The 13,326-nt window shown below is 70.1% G+C and carries 11 protein-coding genes; 5 read left to right on the top strand and 6 right to left on the bottom strand.

What is annotated here, in order from left to right:
* The first annotated feature begins 108 nt into the window (after positions 1–108).
* Positions 109–915, top strand: coding sequence for a carbon-nitrogen family hydrolase (locus tag ACZ4Z4_RS21330; RefSeq protein WP_468329276.1), 807 nt, complete (start codon positions 109–111; stop codon positions 913–915).
* A 175-nt stretch (positions 916–1,090) separates the two neighbouring features.
* Here ACZ4Z4_RS21330 and ACZ4Z4_RS21325 read toward each other — a convergent pair whose 3' ends face one another.
* The 3 genes from ACZ4Z4_RS21325 to ACZ4Z4_RS21315 all read right to left on the bottom strand — a co-directional run bounded on the left by ACZ4Z4_RS21325 (position 1,091) and on the right by ACZ4Z4_RS21315 (position 4,748).
* Positions 1,091–1,321, bottom strand: a complete 231-nt coding sequence (locus ACZ4Z4_RS21325; protein ID WP_362988113.1) for a DUF6458 family protein — start codon at positions 1,319–1,321, stop codon at positions 1,091–1,093.
* A gap of 78 nt (positions 1,322–1,399) precedes the next feature.
* Positions 1,400–2,698 (bottom strand): M18 family aminopeptidase, encoded by a 1,299-nt coding sequence (locus tag ACZ4Z4_RS21320; protein WP_468329273.1) that lies wholly within the window; start codon positions 2,696–2,698, stop codon positions 1,400–1,402.
* Positions 2,699–2,921: 223 nt separating this feature from the next.
* Positions 2,922–4,748 (bottom strand): acyl-CoA dehydrogenase, encoded by a 1,827-nt coding sequence (locus ACZ4Z4_RS21315; protein ID WP_468329461.1) that lies wholly within the window; start codon positions 4,746–4,748, stop codon positions 2,922–2,924.
* A gap of 129 nt (positions 4,749–4,877) precedes the next feature.
* Here ACZ4Z4_RS21315 and ACZ4Z4_RS21310 point away from each other — a divergent pair, with 129 nt between their 5' ends.
* The 3 genes from ACZ4Z4_RS21310 to ACZ4Z4_RS21300 all read left to right on the top strand — a co-directional run bounded on the left by ACZ4Z4_RS21310 (position 4,878) and on the right by ACZ4Z4_RS21300 (position 7,663).
* Positions 4,878–5,369: an SseB family protein gene (locus ACZ4Z4_RS21310; RefSeq protein ID WP_127913024.1), complete on the top strand. Its 492-nt coding sequence runs from the start codon at positions 4,878–4,880 to the stop codon at positions 5,367–5,369.
* A gap of 249 nt (positions 5,370–5,618) precedes the next feature.
* The gene (locus ACZ4Z4_RS21305; protein WP_468329271.1) at positions 5,619–6,575 is read left to right on the top strand and encodes a pirin family protein; all 957 of its coding nucleotides are present in this window, start codon (positions 5,619–5,621) and stop codon (positions 6,573–6,575) included.
* Positions 6,576–6,622: 47 nt separating this feature from the next.
* Positions 6,623–7,663, top strand: a complete 1,041-nt coding sequence (locus ACZ4Z4_RS21300; RefSeq protein WP_468329268.1) for an AI-2E family transporter — start codon at positions 6,623–6,625, stop codon at positions 7,661–7,663.
* Positions 7,664–7,813: 150 nt separating this feature from the next.
* On the opposite strand, the gene ACZ4Z4_RS21295 is transcribed toward ACZ4Z4_RS21300, so the two are convergent.
* Positions 7,814–10,006 (bottom strand): ATP-binding SpoIIE family protein phosphatase, encoded by a 2,193-nt coding sequence (locus ACZ4Z4_RS21295; RefSeq protein WP_468329265.1) that lies wholly within the window; start codon positions 10,004–10,006, stop codon positions 7,814–7,816.
* A 164-nt stretch (positions 10,007–10,170) separates the two neighbouring features.
* Between ACZ4Z4_RS21295 and aspS the strand changes: the two genes are divergently transcribed.
* Positions 10,171–11,949 carry an aspartate--tRNA ligase gene (gene aspS, locus ACZ4Z4_RS21290; RefSeq protein WP_468329262.1) on the top strand — a complete coding sequence of 593 codons (1,779 nt, stop codon included), beginning with the start codon at positions 10,171–10,173 and terminating at the stop codon, positions 11,947–11,949.
* 117 nt (positions 11,950–12,066) lie between these two features.
* On the opposite strand, the gene ACZ4Z4_RS21285 is transcribed toward aspS, so the two are convergent.
* Positions 12,067–12,246, bottom strand: a complete 180-nt coding sequence (locus ACZ4Z4_RS21285; protein WP_362988102.1) for a hypothetical protein — start codon at positions 12,244–12,246, stop codon at positions 12,067–12,069.
* A 181-nt stretch (positions 12,247–12,427) separates the two neighbouring features.
* The gene (locus tag ACZ4Z4_RS21280; protein ID WP_468329258.1) at positions 12,428–13,315 is read right to left on the bottom strand and encodes an NAD(P)-dependent oxidoreductase; all 888 of its coding nucleotides are present in this window, start codon (positions 13,313–13,315) and stop codon (positions 12,428–12,430) included.
* Between the last annotated feature and the right edge of the window lie 11 nt (positions 13,316–13,326).

Genomic DNA, 13,326 nt, shown 5'->3' with positions numbered 1-13,326 from the left:
GTGGGTGTCTGAGACGTTAAGTTACGCTGCCTTCAGGCACCCCGGCAGTGCTTTCGTGTGACGATCGTAGGCCCGCGTTGACGGCTCGAATGCCAGGACGGTGGTAGTGTGCGCGCCTCCCTCATCCAGATCGCCGTAGACGAGGACGAACCGGTCAAGACCCGCCGGTCGCGCGTCGCTTCGCTGGTACGCGAGGTGAGCGGCCGGGATGGCTCGGATCTGGTCGTTCTCCCCGAACTGTGGACCACGGGCGCCTTCGCGTACGAGTCCTTCGCGAGCGAGGCCGAGCCGCTGGAAGGCCCGACGTACGAGGCCATGTCGAAGGCGGCGAGCGACGCGGGCGTGTGGCTGCACGCGGGGTCGATCCCCGAGCGGGACCCTGAGGGACCCCTCTACAACACCTCGCTCGTCTTCTCCCCTGCCGGTGAACTCGTCGCCGCCTACCGGAAGATCCACCGCTTCGGCTTCGACAAGGGCGAGGCCGTCATGATGGCGGCCGGCTCCGAGTTGACGACGTTCCGCACGCCGGACGCGACGTTTGGCCTCGCGACCTGCTATGACCTGCGCTTTCCCGAGCTGTTCCGGGGGCTCGTCGACGCGGGCGCCGAGATGTTCGTGGTGCCCGCGGGGTGGCCGGAGCGGCGGCGGGAGCACTGGCTGCTGTTCGCGCGGGCGCGGGCGGTCGAGGACCAGGTGTACGTCCTGGCGTGCGGGACCGGTGGGGCGCATGCGGGGGTTCCGCAGGCGGGGCACAGTGTTGTCGTGGACCCGTGGGGTGAGGTGCTCGCCGAGGCGGGGGGTGGTGAGGAGGTCCTCACCGTCGACCTCGACCCCGGGAAGGTCTGGGCTACGCGGGAGCAGTTTCCGGCGCTCAAGGATCGCCTGCTGGGGCAGGCGGTGCCGCCTCGTCCCTGAGTTCCGGGTGCGCCCACCGTCCCGGGGGCTGGGATGGTCTCTGCGGCCGCAGGTGCGTTGTGGCTGGTCGCGCAGTTCCCCGCGCCCCTAAGAGCGCGGCTCCGCCGCGACCCTTGTAACCGCGGTCCCCGCCGCGCCCCCGAAACCGCGGCTTCGCCGCGGTCCCCGGGCTCGGTCAGTAGCCGCGCGGCTGGCCGTCCGGGTCGACGACCGTTGTCTGTGTGGCCGGCGGGACCACTGCCCTCCTGCGTCGGGCGATGCTGGTGAAGACGGCGACACCGATGAGTCCCACGGCCATCATGATGACTCCGGCGACGGTGAGGTTGACCCCCTCCATCTCCCAGTCGGTCGCGAACGTGAGGATGGCACCCGCGGCGATGAGGATGATGCATCCGCCCAGGCCCATGAGGACCGCCTCCCTGCTGTAGTGGCTACGAAGTCACCGTGTACCCGGGACCCTCGCAGCCACACAGACATTCGGAGCTCAGCCCTCCAGGAACGCCACCAACGCGTTGGCCAGCATGTGCGGGTCGTCGGCGCCGCACAGTTCGCGCACGCTGTGCATGGACAGGATCGCGACGCCGATGTCGACGGTCTTGATGCCGTGCCGGGCGGCGGTGATCGGGCCGATGGTGGTGCCGCACGGCATCGCGTTGTTGGAGACGAACGACTGGAAGGGGACGCCCGCCTTCTCGCAGGCGGCGGCGAACACCGCGCGTCCCGAACCGTCCGTGGCGTAGCGGTTGTTGACGTTCACCTTGAGGATCGGGCCGCCGTTGGCGCGCGGGTGGTGCGTCGGGTCGTGCCGCTCGGCGTAGTTGGGGTGCACGGCGTGGCCGGTGTCGGAGGAGAGGCAGACGGTTCCGGCGAAGGCCCGCGCCCGGTCCTCGTACGAACCGCCGCGTGCGAACACGGACCGCTCCAGGACGCTGCCGAGCAGCGGGCCGTCGGCGCCGGTGTCGGACTGCGAGCCGTTCTCCTCGTGGTCGAAGGCGGCGAGGACGGGGATGTACGGCAGCTCTTCCTGGCCGGCGACGGCGGTGAGGGCGGCCGTCGCGGAGTGCACGGACAGGAGGTTGTCCATGCGGGGGCCCGCGAGCAGTTCGCGGTCGCGGCCGAGGAAGGCGGGCGCCTCGACGGCGTACGTCATGAGGTCCCAGCCGGTGACGTCGCCCTCGCCGAGCCCGGTCTCGTCCTCCAGGAAGCGGATCAGGTCGCCCTCGTGGACGTCGTCGCCGAGCCCCCAGATGGGCTGCATGTGCTTCTGCTTGTCGAGCTTGAGGCCCTCGGTGTGCACCGACCGGTCCATGTGGATGGCGAGTTGGGGCACGCGCAGCAGCGGCCGGTCGATGTTCACGAGCCGGGTGGTGCCGTCGCGCAGGGAGAGGCGTCCGGCGAGGCCGAGGTCCCGGTCGAGCCAGGAGTTGAGGAGCGGGCCGCCGTAGATCTCGACGGCGACCTGGCGCCAGCCGTGGGCGCCGGCGTCGGGCTGCGGCTTCACACGCAGGTTGGGGGAGTCGGTGTGGGCGCCGACGATGCGGAAGGGGGTGTGCGCGGCGGCGTTCTCCGGCACGTACCAGGCGACGATGGCGCCGCCCCGCAGGACGTACTTTCCGCCGCTTGTGCCGTCCCAGGCTTCGGTCTCCTCGACCTGCCGGAAACCGGCCTTCTCCAGCCGCTCGGCGGCGCTCGCCACGGCGTGGTACGGCGTGGGGCTCGCCGCGAGGAAGGTCATGAGGTCTTCGGTGTGGCCACGGTCGAAGGGCCCGGAGGGTGTGCGCATGCCAGCCAGCCTAGCCACCGCTTTCAACCGGTGGTGCGGGTCCCGACCCCGGGTGGCCGACGCGCGACGGCCCGCCCCGGTGCGGGGCGGGCCGTCGTGGTGGTGCCAGGGCCCCTCGTGGTGGTCTCAGAGCCCGTTGTAGTGGTGTCGGAGCCCCTTGTGGTGCGGCAGGGGCCCTCGTGGTGCGTCAGGGGGCCCTCGTGGTTCGTCGGGGGCGTCCGGACTAGAACGCCGCCTCGTCCAGCTCCATCAGGTCCAGCTCCACGCCCTCGGCGAGCTTCCGCTCGGTGGCGACGCCCGGCAGGACGTTCGCGGCGAAGAACTTGGCGGCGGCGATCTTGCCCTCGTAGAAGGCCTTGTCCTTCGCGGAGGCCGTCTCCAGCTTCTCGGCGGCGACCGCGGCACCGCGCAGCAGCAGGTAGCCGACGACGACGTCGCCCGAGGCCATCAGGAGGCGGGTCGTGTTGAGGCCCACCTTGTAGATGGACTTGACGTCCTGCTCCGTGGCCGCGAGGTCGGTCAGCATGACGCCGACGATGGCCTCCAGCTCGACGGCGGCCTTGGCCAGCTCCTCGCGGGCACCGGCCAGGGTCTCGCCGCCCGTGCCGACCGCGAGGAACTTCTTGATCTCCTCGGCGAGGCCGTTCAGCGCGGCGCCCTGGTTGCGGACGATCTTCCGGAAGAAGTAGTCCTGGCCCTGGATCGCGGTCGTGCCCTCGTAGAGGGTGTCGATCTTGGCGTCCCGGATGTACTGCTCGATCGGGTACTCCTGGAGGTACCCGGAGCCGCCGAACGTCTGGAGCGACTGCGCGAGGAGTTCGTACGACTTCTCGGAGCCGTAGCCCTTCACGATGGGCAGGAGCAGGTCGTTCAGGGCGATCAGCGCCGACGCGTCCTCGCCCGCCGCCTCCTTGACCTGGATCTCGTCCTGGACGGCCGCGGTGTGCAGGACCAGGGCGCGCATGCCCTCCGCGTACGCCTTCTGCGTCATCAGGGAGCGGCGCACGTCCGGGTGGTGAGTGATCGTCACCTTCGGCGCGGTCTTGTCCATGAACTGGGCCAGGTCCGGGCCCTGCACGCGCTCCTTGGCGTACTCCAGGGCGTTCAGGTAGCCCGTCGAGAGCGTCGCGATGGCCTTCGTGCCGACCATCATGCGGGCGAACTCGATGATCATGAACATCTGGCGGATGCCGTCGTGCTTGTCGCCGATCAGCCAGCCCTTGGCGGGGTGCTGGTCGCCGAAGGTCATCTCGCAGGTGTTGGAGGCCTTGAGGCCCATCTTGTGCTCGACGTTCGTGGCGTAGACGCCGTTGCGCTCGCCCAGCTCGCCGGTCTCCCAGTCGAACTCGTACTTCGGTACGAGGAAGAGGGAGAGGCCCTTGGTGCCGGGGCCCGCGCCCTCGGGGCGGGCGAGGACGTAGTGGAGGATGTTCTCCGACATGTCGTGCTCGCCGGACGTGATGAAGCGCTTCACGCCCTCGATGTGCCAGGAGCCGTCCTCCTGCTGCACGGCCTTGGTGCGGCCCGCGCCCACGTCCGAACCGGCGTCCGGCTCGGTCAGGACCATCGTCGAGCCCCACTGCTTCTCGACGGCGATCTGCGCGATCTTCTTCTGCGCCTCGTTGCCCTCGGCGTGCAGGATGCCCGCGAACGCGGGGCCGGACGAGTACATCCATACGGCCGGGTTCGAGCCGAGCAGGAGCTCCGCGTACGCCCAGATCAGGGAGCGCGGGGAGGTCGTGCCGCCGATCTCCTCGGGCAGGCCGAGGCGCCAGTACTCGGAGTCCATGAAGGCCTGGTAGCTCTTCTTGAACGAGGCGGGCACCGGGGCGGTGTTGGTCGCCGGGTCGAAGACCGGCGGGTTGCGGTCGGCGTCCTCGAAGGACTCGGCCAGCTCGTTCTCCGCGAGGCGGCGGAGCTCGTCGAGGATGCTCTTGGCGGTGTCGACGTCCATCTCCGCGAACGGGCCGGTGCCGTACAGCTTGTCGCGGCCGAGCACCTCGAAGAGGTTGAACTCGATGTCGCGGAGATTCGACTTGTAGTGGCCCATGGCGAAGGCTCCGTAAGCAGGAAAGTGGATGAATACCAGCAAGTAGCTACGATGATGCTACCCGCCGGTAATAAGGCGCAACCCCTGAGCGGCCATCTGTGATGTCCGTGACTCAGTACGCTTACGCGCATGTACGGCTACGACCAGAATCCCGGCGCCCAGCAGCAGTACGCCCCGCCGGGCGCGCAGCCGCCGCCGCAGCAGATGCAGGGCATGCCCGGCGGTGGCTACGGCCAGCAGCCTCCGCTCTACCCCGAGCCCTCCCCGCCGTCCCTCGCGGACGCCGTGCGGGCCTTCACGACGGGGTCGATGTCCGCCGAGGACTTCCAGCAGATCTTCGCCACGTCGAAGGTCTACTGCCCGCGCGGCGACAACCCCGGCTTCCTCGCCCTGCACAACACGCAGCAGCCCGTGATCCCGATGTTCACCTCCCTCAAGGAGCTGCGCAGGTACGCGGGGAAGGACTCCAAGTACTTCGTCATCACCGGCGCGGAGGTCATCGACCTGCTCCCGACCGGGTACGGCTTCGTCCTGGACATGGAGGGCGAGCACCGCATGGTCTTCGACGCGAAGGCCGTGGAGCAGATGGTCGACTTCGCGATGCGCCGTATGTACGGCTGACCTGGCCCCTGGGCCGCCGGCATCTCCTGCTGCTCGGCCTTCGGCCTCGTGGACCCGTCGATTTTCGGGCGCGGGGCCGTCGTGGCCGGTCGCGCAGTTCCCCGCGCCCCTTTGGGGCGCCACTCGTAGGCCGTAGATCGCTTCAAGCCACCCCTGGAGCCCGGAGGGAATTCCCTCCGGGCTTCGCTCGTTCCAGGTGGCAGAAAGTTCTACGTTCAACTAAAGTGAGTGAACGAGGAGGTACCGACCATGCCTGCAGTGACTGTCGAGAACCCGCTGACCCTGCCCCGAGTGGTGGCGCCGACCGGCGCGACGCCGCGCCCCGTGCTCGCCGTGACCACGGCGCCGACCGGCTTCGAGGGCGAAGGGTTCCCGGTGCGCCGGGCCTTCGCGGGGATCAACTACAAGTACCTCGACCCGTTCATCATGATGGACCAGATGGGCGAGGTGGAGTACGAGGCGGGCGAGCCGAAGGGCACCCCCTGGCACCCGCACCGCGGCTTCGAGACGGTCACGTACCTGATCGACGGAACGTTTGTGCACCAGGACTCCAACGGTGGCGGCGGCACCATCCGCAACGGCGACACCCAGTGGATGACGGCCGGCAGCGGCCTCCTGCACATCGAGGCGCCGCCCGAGGAGCTCGTCATGTCCGGCGGCCTCTTCCACGGCCTCCAGCTGTGGGTGAACCTGCCCGCCAAGGACAAGATGATGGACCCGCGCTACCAGGACATCCGCGGCGGCCAGGTCCAGCTGCTCTCCACGCCCGACGGCGGCGCGCTGCTCCGCGTCATCGCCGGTGAGCTCGACGGGCACGAGGGCCCCGGCATCACGCACACGCCGATCACCATGATCCACGCGACCGTGCGGCCCGGCGCCGAGGTCACCCTGCCCTGGCGCGAGGGCTTCAACGGACTCGCGTACGTCCTCGCCGGGCGCGGCACCGTCGGCACCGAGCGGCGGCCCGTCCACATGGGCCAGACCGCGGTCTTCGGCGCCGGGTCCTCGCTGACCGTCCGCGCGGACGAGCGGCAGGACGCGCACGCCCCCGACCTGGAGATCGTGCTGCTCGGCGGGCAGCCCATCCGGGAGCCCATGGCCCACTACGGCCCGTTCGTGATGAACAGTCAGGCCGAGCTTCAGCAGGCCTTCGAGGACTTCCAGAAGGGCCGGCTCGGCACGGTCCCCGCCGTGCACGGCATGTAGCCGTACATAACGTGCGCGGGGCACGGCCCCGTGTTCGGGTAGGAGGGGTGAGCACCCTCCTGCCCGAGCCCGCGCGCCGCACCGCCGCCTGGTGCGTCGTCGTCCTCCTCGTCACCGGCGTGGCCGCCGTGGGGATCTGGCTCTGTGTCACCTTCAAGACGGCGGTGACCCCGGTGCTCCTCGCGCTCCTCGGCACCGCCCTGCTCGGCCCGCTCCACCGGCGGCTGCTGAGGATGAAGGTGCAGCGGTCGCTCGCCGCCGGACTGACCTGCGCGGCCGTCGTCGCCGTCGTCGGCGGGGCCGCCTACATCGTCGTCAAGGCGCTGCTCGACAGCGGCGACCAGATCATCGCCTCGCTCAAGCAGGCCGCGACCGACCTCTCCAAGTACTTCGGGGCGGCGGGCACCTCGCTCGACGACATGGCGTCCAACGCCAAGGAGCTCTTCGGGAAGTTCGGCGGGACCGCCGCGTCCGGAGTGATCAGCGGCATCAGCACCGTCGGCGAGATGATGGCGATGGCCGTCCTCGCCCTGCTGCTCGTCTTCTTCTTCCTGCGGGACTCCGACCGCGCGATGAGCACGCTGCGCTCCCTCGCTCCCGGCAACACCGCGGGCATCATCGAGGCGATGGCCCGCCGCGCCTTCGAGGCCATCGAGGGCTTCATGCGCGGCACGACGATCATCGCGTTCATCGACGCCATCTGCATCACCGTCGGCCTGCTGATCCTCGGCGTCCCCGGCGCCTGGGGCCTCGGCGCGCTCGTCTTCGTCGGCGCCTACATCCCCTACCTCGGGGCGTTCCTCTCCGGCGCCGTCGCCATCCTGGTCGCGCTCGCCGACCGGGGTTTCGTGATCGCCCTGTGGGCGCTCGGCGTGGTCCTGGCGGTGCAGGTGCTCGAAGGCCACATCCTCCAGCCGATGATCCAGAGCCGCACGGTGCAGATGCACCCGGCGGTGGTGATGCTGGCGATCACGGCGGGAGCCTCGGTGGCGGGAATCCTGGGCATGCTCTTGGCGGTGCCTCTAACAGCGGCGGCCTTCGGAATCCTCTCGGAGCTACGAGGCACCTACACCACCAGTACGACGTAGCACCCCGTCAGGCGCGCCCCGTCAGGGGCGCGGGGAACTGCGCGAGCAACCACAGCGGCGCGGCGGCCGACGACGGCGCAGTCCAGGGGCGCGGGGAACTGCGCGAGACTTCCCACGACCCGCACCGGCACCGGCACCGGCACCGCACCATCACACCCCCTCCGCCCCACCGCCGGAGGCCCCCGCATCCTCATACAGCTCGAACCAAATGCTCTTCCCGTCCCCCCGAGGATCCACCCCCCACGCCCCGGCGAGCAGCTCCATCAGGACGAGGCCGCGCCCCGAAGAGGCGAGCTCCCCCGGCTGCCGCTTGTGCGGCAGGTCGTCGCTGCCGTCCGCGACCTCGGCCCGCAGCCTGCGCGCGCCCGGCTCGCCGGTGACCTCGGCGACCATCAGGGCGTCGCCGTCCGTGTGCACGAGGACGTTGGTGAGCATCTCGGAGACCATCAGGACCGCCGAGTCGACCTGGTCGTCGTCCGCCCAGTCGTGCAGCAGGTCCCGCAGGTGCCTGCGCGCCCCGGCGATGCGCTCCGGTTCGGCCTGGGCGATGGTCAGGACCGTGCGGCGGGCGTCCGTGCGCTGCTCGGGCCGGCTCGTGCGGCTGAGGAGGAGTATCGCTATGTCGTCCTCGCGGCGGTCGGCGAGCGGCCCCGTCGTGTAGTGCGAGGAGGGCCCGTGCACGGTCTGCACGAGCGAGTCGGCCAGCTGTTCGAGACCCTCGGAGTCGCCGTCGCCGTCGTACTCCTCCAGGGTCGTCCTGATCCGTGTCCAGCCGCTGTCCAGGTCGTGGCCGCCGGTCTCGATGAGGCCGTCGGTGCAGATCAGCATGGTCTCGCCGGGTTCGAGGACGAGCCGGGTCGTCGGATAGTCGGCGTCCGGGTCGATGCCGAGCGGCAGGCCACCCGCGGTGGGACGCAGCAGAACCGTTCCGTCACCCATGCGTATCGCGGGCTCGGGGTGCCCGGCGCGGGCCATCTCCAGGACGCCGGTCGCCGGGTCGGCCTCCACGTACAGGCAGGTCGCGAAGCGCGGGTCGTACTCCGTCGCCCCGTCGGCGCCCGTGCCGCTCGACCCGTAGGTGATGGACTCGGTGATCCCCGACAGGAAGCGCGTCGCGCGCGAGAGGACGGCGTCCGGGCGGTGCCCCTCCGACGCGTACGCCCGCAGGGCGATCCGCAGCTGGCCCATCAGGCCCGCCGCGCGCACGTCGTGTCCCTGCACGTCGCCGATGACGAAGGCGATACGGCCGCTGGGCAGCGGAATCATGTCGTACCAGTCGCCGCCCACCTGGAGGCCGCCGCCGGTCGGCACATAGCGGGCGGCCACGCTCATCCCCGGGATCTGCGGGCCGAGCATCGGCAGCATCGAACGCTGCAACCCCTCCGTGAGCTCCCGCTCGGACTCCGCGACGCCGGCCCGCGACAGGGCCTGCGCCAGCATCCGCGCCACCGTCGTCAGGACGGAGCGCTCGTCGGGCGTGAACGACACCGGATACGTGAACGCCGCCATCCACGCGCCCATCGTGCGGCCCGCGACGGTCAGCGGCAGGAACGCCCAGGACTGCCGCTCGAAGCGGCTGGCCAGCTGCCAGGAGGCGGGATAGCGCCTGCGGTAGTCCTCCGGGGTGGAGAGGTAGACGGCGCGGCCGGTGCGGACCACCTCGGCGGCCGGGTAGTCGGTGTCCAGCGGCATCGCGGAGAAGGGCCCGTCGTCGCCGGGCTGGTGCCCGTGGTGCCCGATGATCGTCAGCCGCTCGCCCTCCACCCCGAAGACCGCGAGCCCGTCCGGGGAGAACCCAGGCATGGAGAGCCCGCCGGCGACCCGCAGCACCTCCTCCGTGGAACGCGCCTCGGCGAGCGCCCGCCCCGCGTCCAGCAGGAACGCCTCGCGGGAGCGGCGCCAGTCGCCGGTGACCGGGGTGCGGGCGGCGGTCCCGGGCGCGGGCTCCGTCACCTCCTGCAACGTCCCGACCAGTTCGTACGCCTCGGTCGCCCCGTGCATGACGGGCTTGGAGCGGCTGCGCACGGTGCGCAGGACCCGGCGCCCCGTCTCGTCCATGATCCGCAGGCGGGCCTCGGCGAGGGTGCCCTCGGCGACGGCGAGCTGGACGGTTCCGTAGATCTCGTTCCAGTCGACGGGGTGGAAGCGGGAGCGCACGGCCGCCTCGGAGAGGGTCTGGGCGCGTTCGGGCAGGCCGAGGAGCCGGGCCGCCTCGGCGTCGAGCGTGACGGTCCCGGACGCGTTGTCCCAGCGCCACAGCCCGGTCGCGATGGCGGCCAGGACGTCCCGTACGGGTGGCAGGGAGTCGTCCCCCACCTGCGGCAGGGGATCGTCGGTGCGCATTGACCTACTTTAGGAAGATGTACAGGCCCGGCGCCACCGAACCCGGTGGCGCCGGACCCCGGGCGGGTGGCCCACGGCGATATCCGCCAAACCGATCGTCGACCGGACGGTAGCCTTGTGGGGGTCTGCTCTCTCCCCTATTCGCGAAGACTGGATGAACGACGATGCATCGGTACAGGTCCCACACCTGCGGCGAGCTCCGCGCCTCTGACGTCGGCACCGACGTCCGGCTGAGCGGCTGGCTGCACAATCGCCGAGACCTGGGCGGCATTCTCTTCATCGATCTCCGCGATCACTACGGCATCACGCAGCTGGTGGCCCGTCCGGGCACGCCCGCCGCCGAGACGCTCGACAAGCTCTCCAAGGAGACCGTCGTCCGCGTCGACGGCAAGGTCGTCTCGCGCGGCGCCGACAACGTGAACCCGGAGCTGCCCACCGGCGAGATCGAGATCGAGGCCGCCGAGGTCGAGGTGCTCGGCGCCGCGGGCCCGCTCCCCTTCACGATCAACGCCGAGGACGGCGTGAACGAGGAGCGGCGCCTGGAGTACCGCTTCCTGGACCTGCGCCGCGAGCGCATGCACCGCAACATCATGCTGCGGTCGGCCGTGATCGCCTCCATCCGCTCCAAGATGGTGGCCCTCGGTTTCAACGAGATGGCGACGCCGATCCTCACCGCGACCTCCCCCGAGGGCGCGCGCGACTTCGTGGTCCCCTCCCGCCTGAACCCCGGCAAGTTCTACGCGCTGCCCCAGGCCCCGCAGCAGTTCAAGCAGCTGCTTATGATCTCGGGCTTCGACCGCTACTTCCAGATCGCGCCCTGCTTCCGCGACGAGGACGCGCGCGCGGACCGCTCGCCGGGCGAGTTCTACCAGCTCGACGTCGAGATGAGCTTCGTGGAGCAGGAAGACGTCTTCCAGCCCATCGAGAAGCTGATGACGGAGCTGTTCACGGAGTTCGGCGGCGGCCGCGAGGTCACCTCTCCCTTCCCGCGCATCCCGTTCCGCGAGTCGATGCTGAAGTACGGCAACGACAAGCCGGACCTGCGCGCGAAGCTGGAGCTCGTCGACATCACGGACATCTTCGAGGGCTCGGAGTTCAAGGCCTTCGCGGGCAAGCACGTGCGCGCCCTGCCGGTGCCGGACACCGCCTCGCAGTCCCGCAAGTTCTTCGACGGCCTCGGTGACTACGCGGTCGAGCAGGGCGCCAAGGGCCTGGCCTGGGTGCGCGTCGCCGAGGACGGCTCGCTGACGGGCCCGATCGCCAAGTTCCTCACCGAGGAGAACGTGGCGGAGCTGACGAAGCGCCTCGGCCTGGAGGCCGGCCACGCCGTCTTCTTCGGCGCGGGCGAGTTCGACGAGGTCTCGAAGATCATGTCGGCGGTGCGCGTCGAGGCCGCGAAGCGTGCGGGCCACTTCGAGGAGGGCGTCTTCCGCTTCTGCTGGATCGTCGACTTCCCGATGTACGAGAAGGACGAGGAGACCGGCAAGATCGACTTCTCCCACAACCCCTTCTCGATGCCGCAGGGCGGCATGAAGGACCTGGAGGAGAAGGACCCGCTCGACATCCTCGCCTGGCAGTACGACATCGTCTGCAACGGCATCGAGCTGTCCTCCGGCGCCATCCGGAACCACGAGCCCGAGGTCATGCTCAAGGCCTTCGAGATCGCGGGTTACGACGCGGAGACCGTGGAGCACGAGTTCGCCGGCATGCTGCGCGCGTTCCGCCTCGGCGCCCCGCCGCACGGCGGCATCGCCCCGGGCGTCGACCGCATCGTGATGCTCCTCGCCGACGAGCCGAACATCCGCGAGACGATCGCCTTCCCGCTGAACGGGAACGCGCAGGACTTGATGATGGGGGCGCCGACGGAGCTGGATGAGTCCCGGCTGCGGGAGCTCAACATCTCGCTGCGGAAGCCTGTGGCGCCGAAGCCTGCGGCGCAGTAGCGGACACGTAATCGGCCCCGGAACCTTTGGTTCCGGGGCCTTTTGCTTCTTCTTCGGGTGCGGGCGCTTTGTGGCTGGGCGCGCAGTTCCCCGCGCCCCTGGAAGCCCCTGCGGGGCTCAGGCGGCGTGGGTCGGGGAGGAGTTGGCCTCTGCTTCGGCCCACTCCGTCACGAGCTGTTCGTACAGCGCGCGTTCGTCGGGACGGAGGCGTCCGCCCGCGCGCAGCCACAGCGCACGGATGTCCTCATTGACCTCGTCGGCGGTGCGCCGGCGGTCGGGGGAGGGAGTCGTGGCCATGTCGTGAAGCTTACGTAGGCAGGTGTGAAGGCGGCGTCAATTTAAGCCTCCTCTCCGCATGACTTAGCTCACCGTGAGACATACCCCTCGTTTGAGTGGGCAGTCGCACCGGGCCGAAACCAGCAGCCGAACCGCCCCTGAACTGCGGTTTGTTAGGGGCGGTGGCTGATGGCCGCCTCCCTCACGCCTTCTTCGCCATGAGCTCCACGGCCCGCGAGAAACTGTCCGCCCCGTACCCCGCCTCCACGACCCTGCGGAAGATGTCGTGCACGGCGGCCGGGAACGCGGTGTCCACGCCCGCGTCGGCGGCGGTGTGGACGACGTGTTCCATGCTGGCCAGGCCCATGGAGGCGCGGTCGACGTCACCGGTGTGGTTGCCCGCGTCGATGCGGGGTGCGTAGAAGTCGATGAAGTGCCCCATGCCCGCGAAGTTCTCGGCGGCGTAGGGGGCGATTTCGGCGGCGGTGATGCCGTGGGCGCCGGCCAGGGCGACGGCCTGCCAGTAGGCGATCATTGATGGCCAGAAAATGACCATGTTCAGCTGGTACATGAGCGCCGCGAGCCCCTGATCCTCGCCTCGATAGTCGGTTGTGCCGGTGATGACTTCCAGGGCGGCGCGGTGTTTGTCGTACGCCTCGCGGGGACCGCTGTAGAACGTCGACGCGTCGGCGGTGCCGATGAGGGGCGGCGGGACGAGGACGCCGCCGGTCAGGTGCGTCCCGCCGAGATCGGTCACCCAGCGGGCGCCGGCGCGCGCCTTCTCCGGGGTGTCCGAGCTGAGGTTCACGAGGGTGCGGCCGGCGAGGGCCGCCTTGGCGGGCTCCAGGATCGCGTACATCGCATCGAAGTCGGTGAGGCTGAGGATTACCAACTCGTTGGCGAGCAGGGCTTTCTCGGCACTGTCGGCGAAGGTCGCCCCGCGCTCCACGAGGGCCTCGGCGCGGGACCGGGTGCGGTTCCAGAGGGTGACGTCGTAGCCGCGGTCGAGGTAGGCGGCGGCCATGGCCTGACCCATGGGGCCGAGGCCGATGACGGTGACGGAGGCGGTGTTCTGGGGTGCGGAAGACATACGTGACTCCT

Source organism: Streptomyces sp. NPDC030245 (assembly GCF_055572995.1).
The sequence above is the reverse complement of the archived record's forward strand: the minus strand, read 5'-3'. Positions and strand labels throughout refer to the sequence as shown.

What these genes read in the sequence shown, in the direction of transcription:
- ACZ4Z4_RS21320 (WP_468329273.1), bottom strand. Translation starts at nt 2,698, where the DNA reads ATGCGCACACCCTCCGGGCCCTTCGACCGTGGCCACACCGAAGACCTC.
- ACZ4Z4_RS21315 (WP_468329461.1), bottom strand. Translation starts at nt 4,748, where the DNA reads ATGGGCCACTACAAGTCGAATCTCCGCGACATCGAGTTCAACCTCTTC.
- ACZ4Z4_RS21325 (WP_362988113.1), bottom strand. Translation starts at nt 1,321, where the DNA reads ATGGGCCTGGGCGGATGCATCATCCTCATCGCCGCGGGTGCCATCCTC.
- ACZ4Z4_RS21285 (WP_362988102.1), bottom strand. Translation starts at nt 12,246, where the DNA reads ATGGCCACGACTCCCTCCCCCGACCGCCGGCGCACCGCCGACGAGGTC.
- aspS (WP_468329262.1), top strand. Translation starts at nt 10,171, where the DNA reads ATGCATCGGTACAGGTCCCACACCTGCGGCGAGCTCCGCGCCTCTGAC.
- ACZ4Z4_RS21305 (WP_468329271.1), top strand. Translation starts at nt 5,619, where the DNA reads ATGCCTGCAGTGACTGTCGAGAACCCGCTGACCCTGCCCCGAGTGGTG.
- ACZ4Z4_RS21310 (WP_127913024.1), top strand. Translation starts at nt 4,878, where the DNA reads ATGTACGGCTACGACCAGAATCCCGGCGCCCAGCAGCAGTACGCCCCG.
- ACZ4Z4_RS21295 (WP_468329265.1), bottom strand. Translation starts at nt 10,006, where the DNA reads ATGCGCACCGACGATCCCCTGCCGCAGGTGGGGGACGACTCCCTGCCA.
- ACZ4Z4_RS21280 (WP_468329258.1), bottom strand. Translation starts at nt 13,315, where the DNA reads ATGTCTTCCGCACCCCAGAACACCGCCTCCGTCACCGTCATCGGCCTC.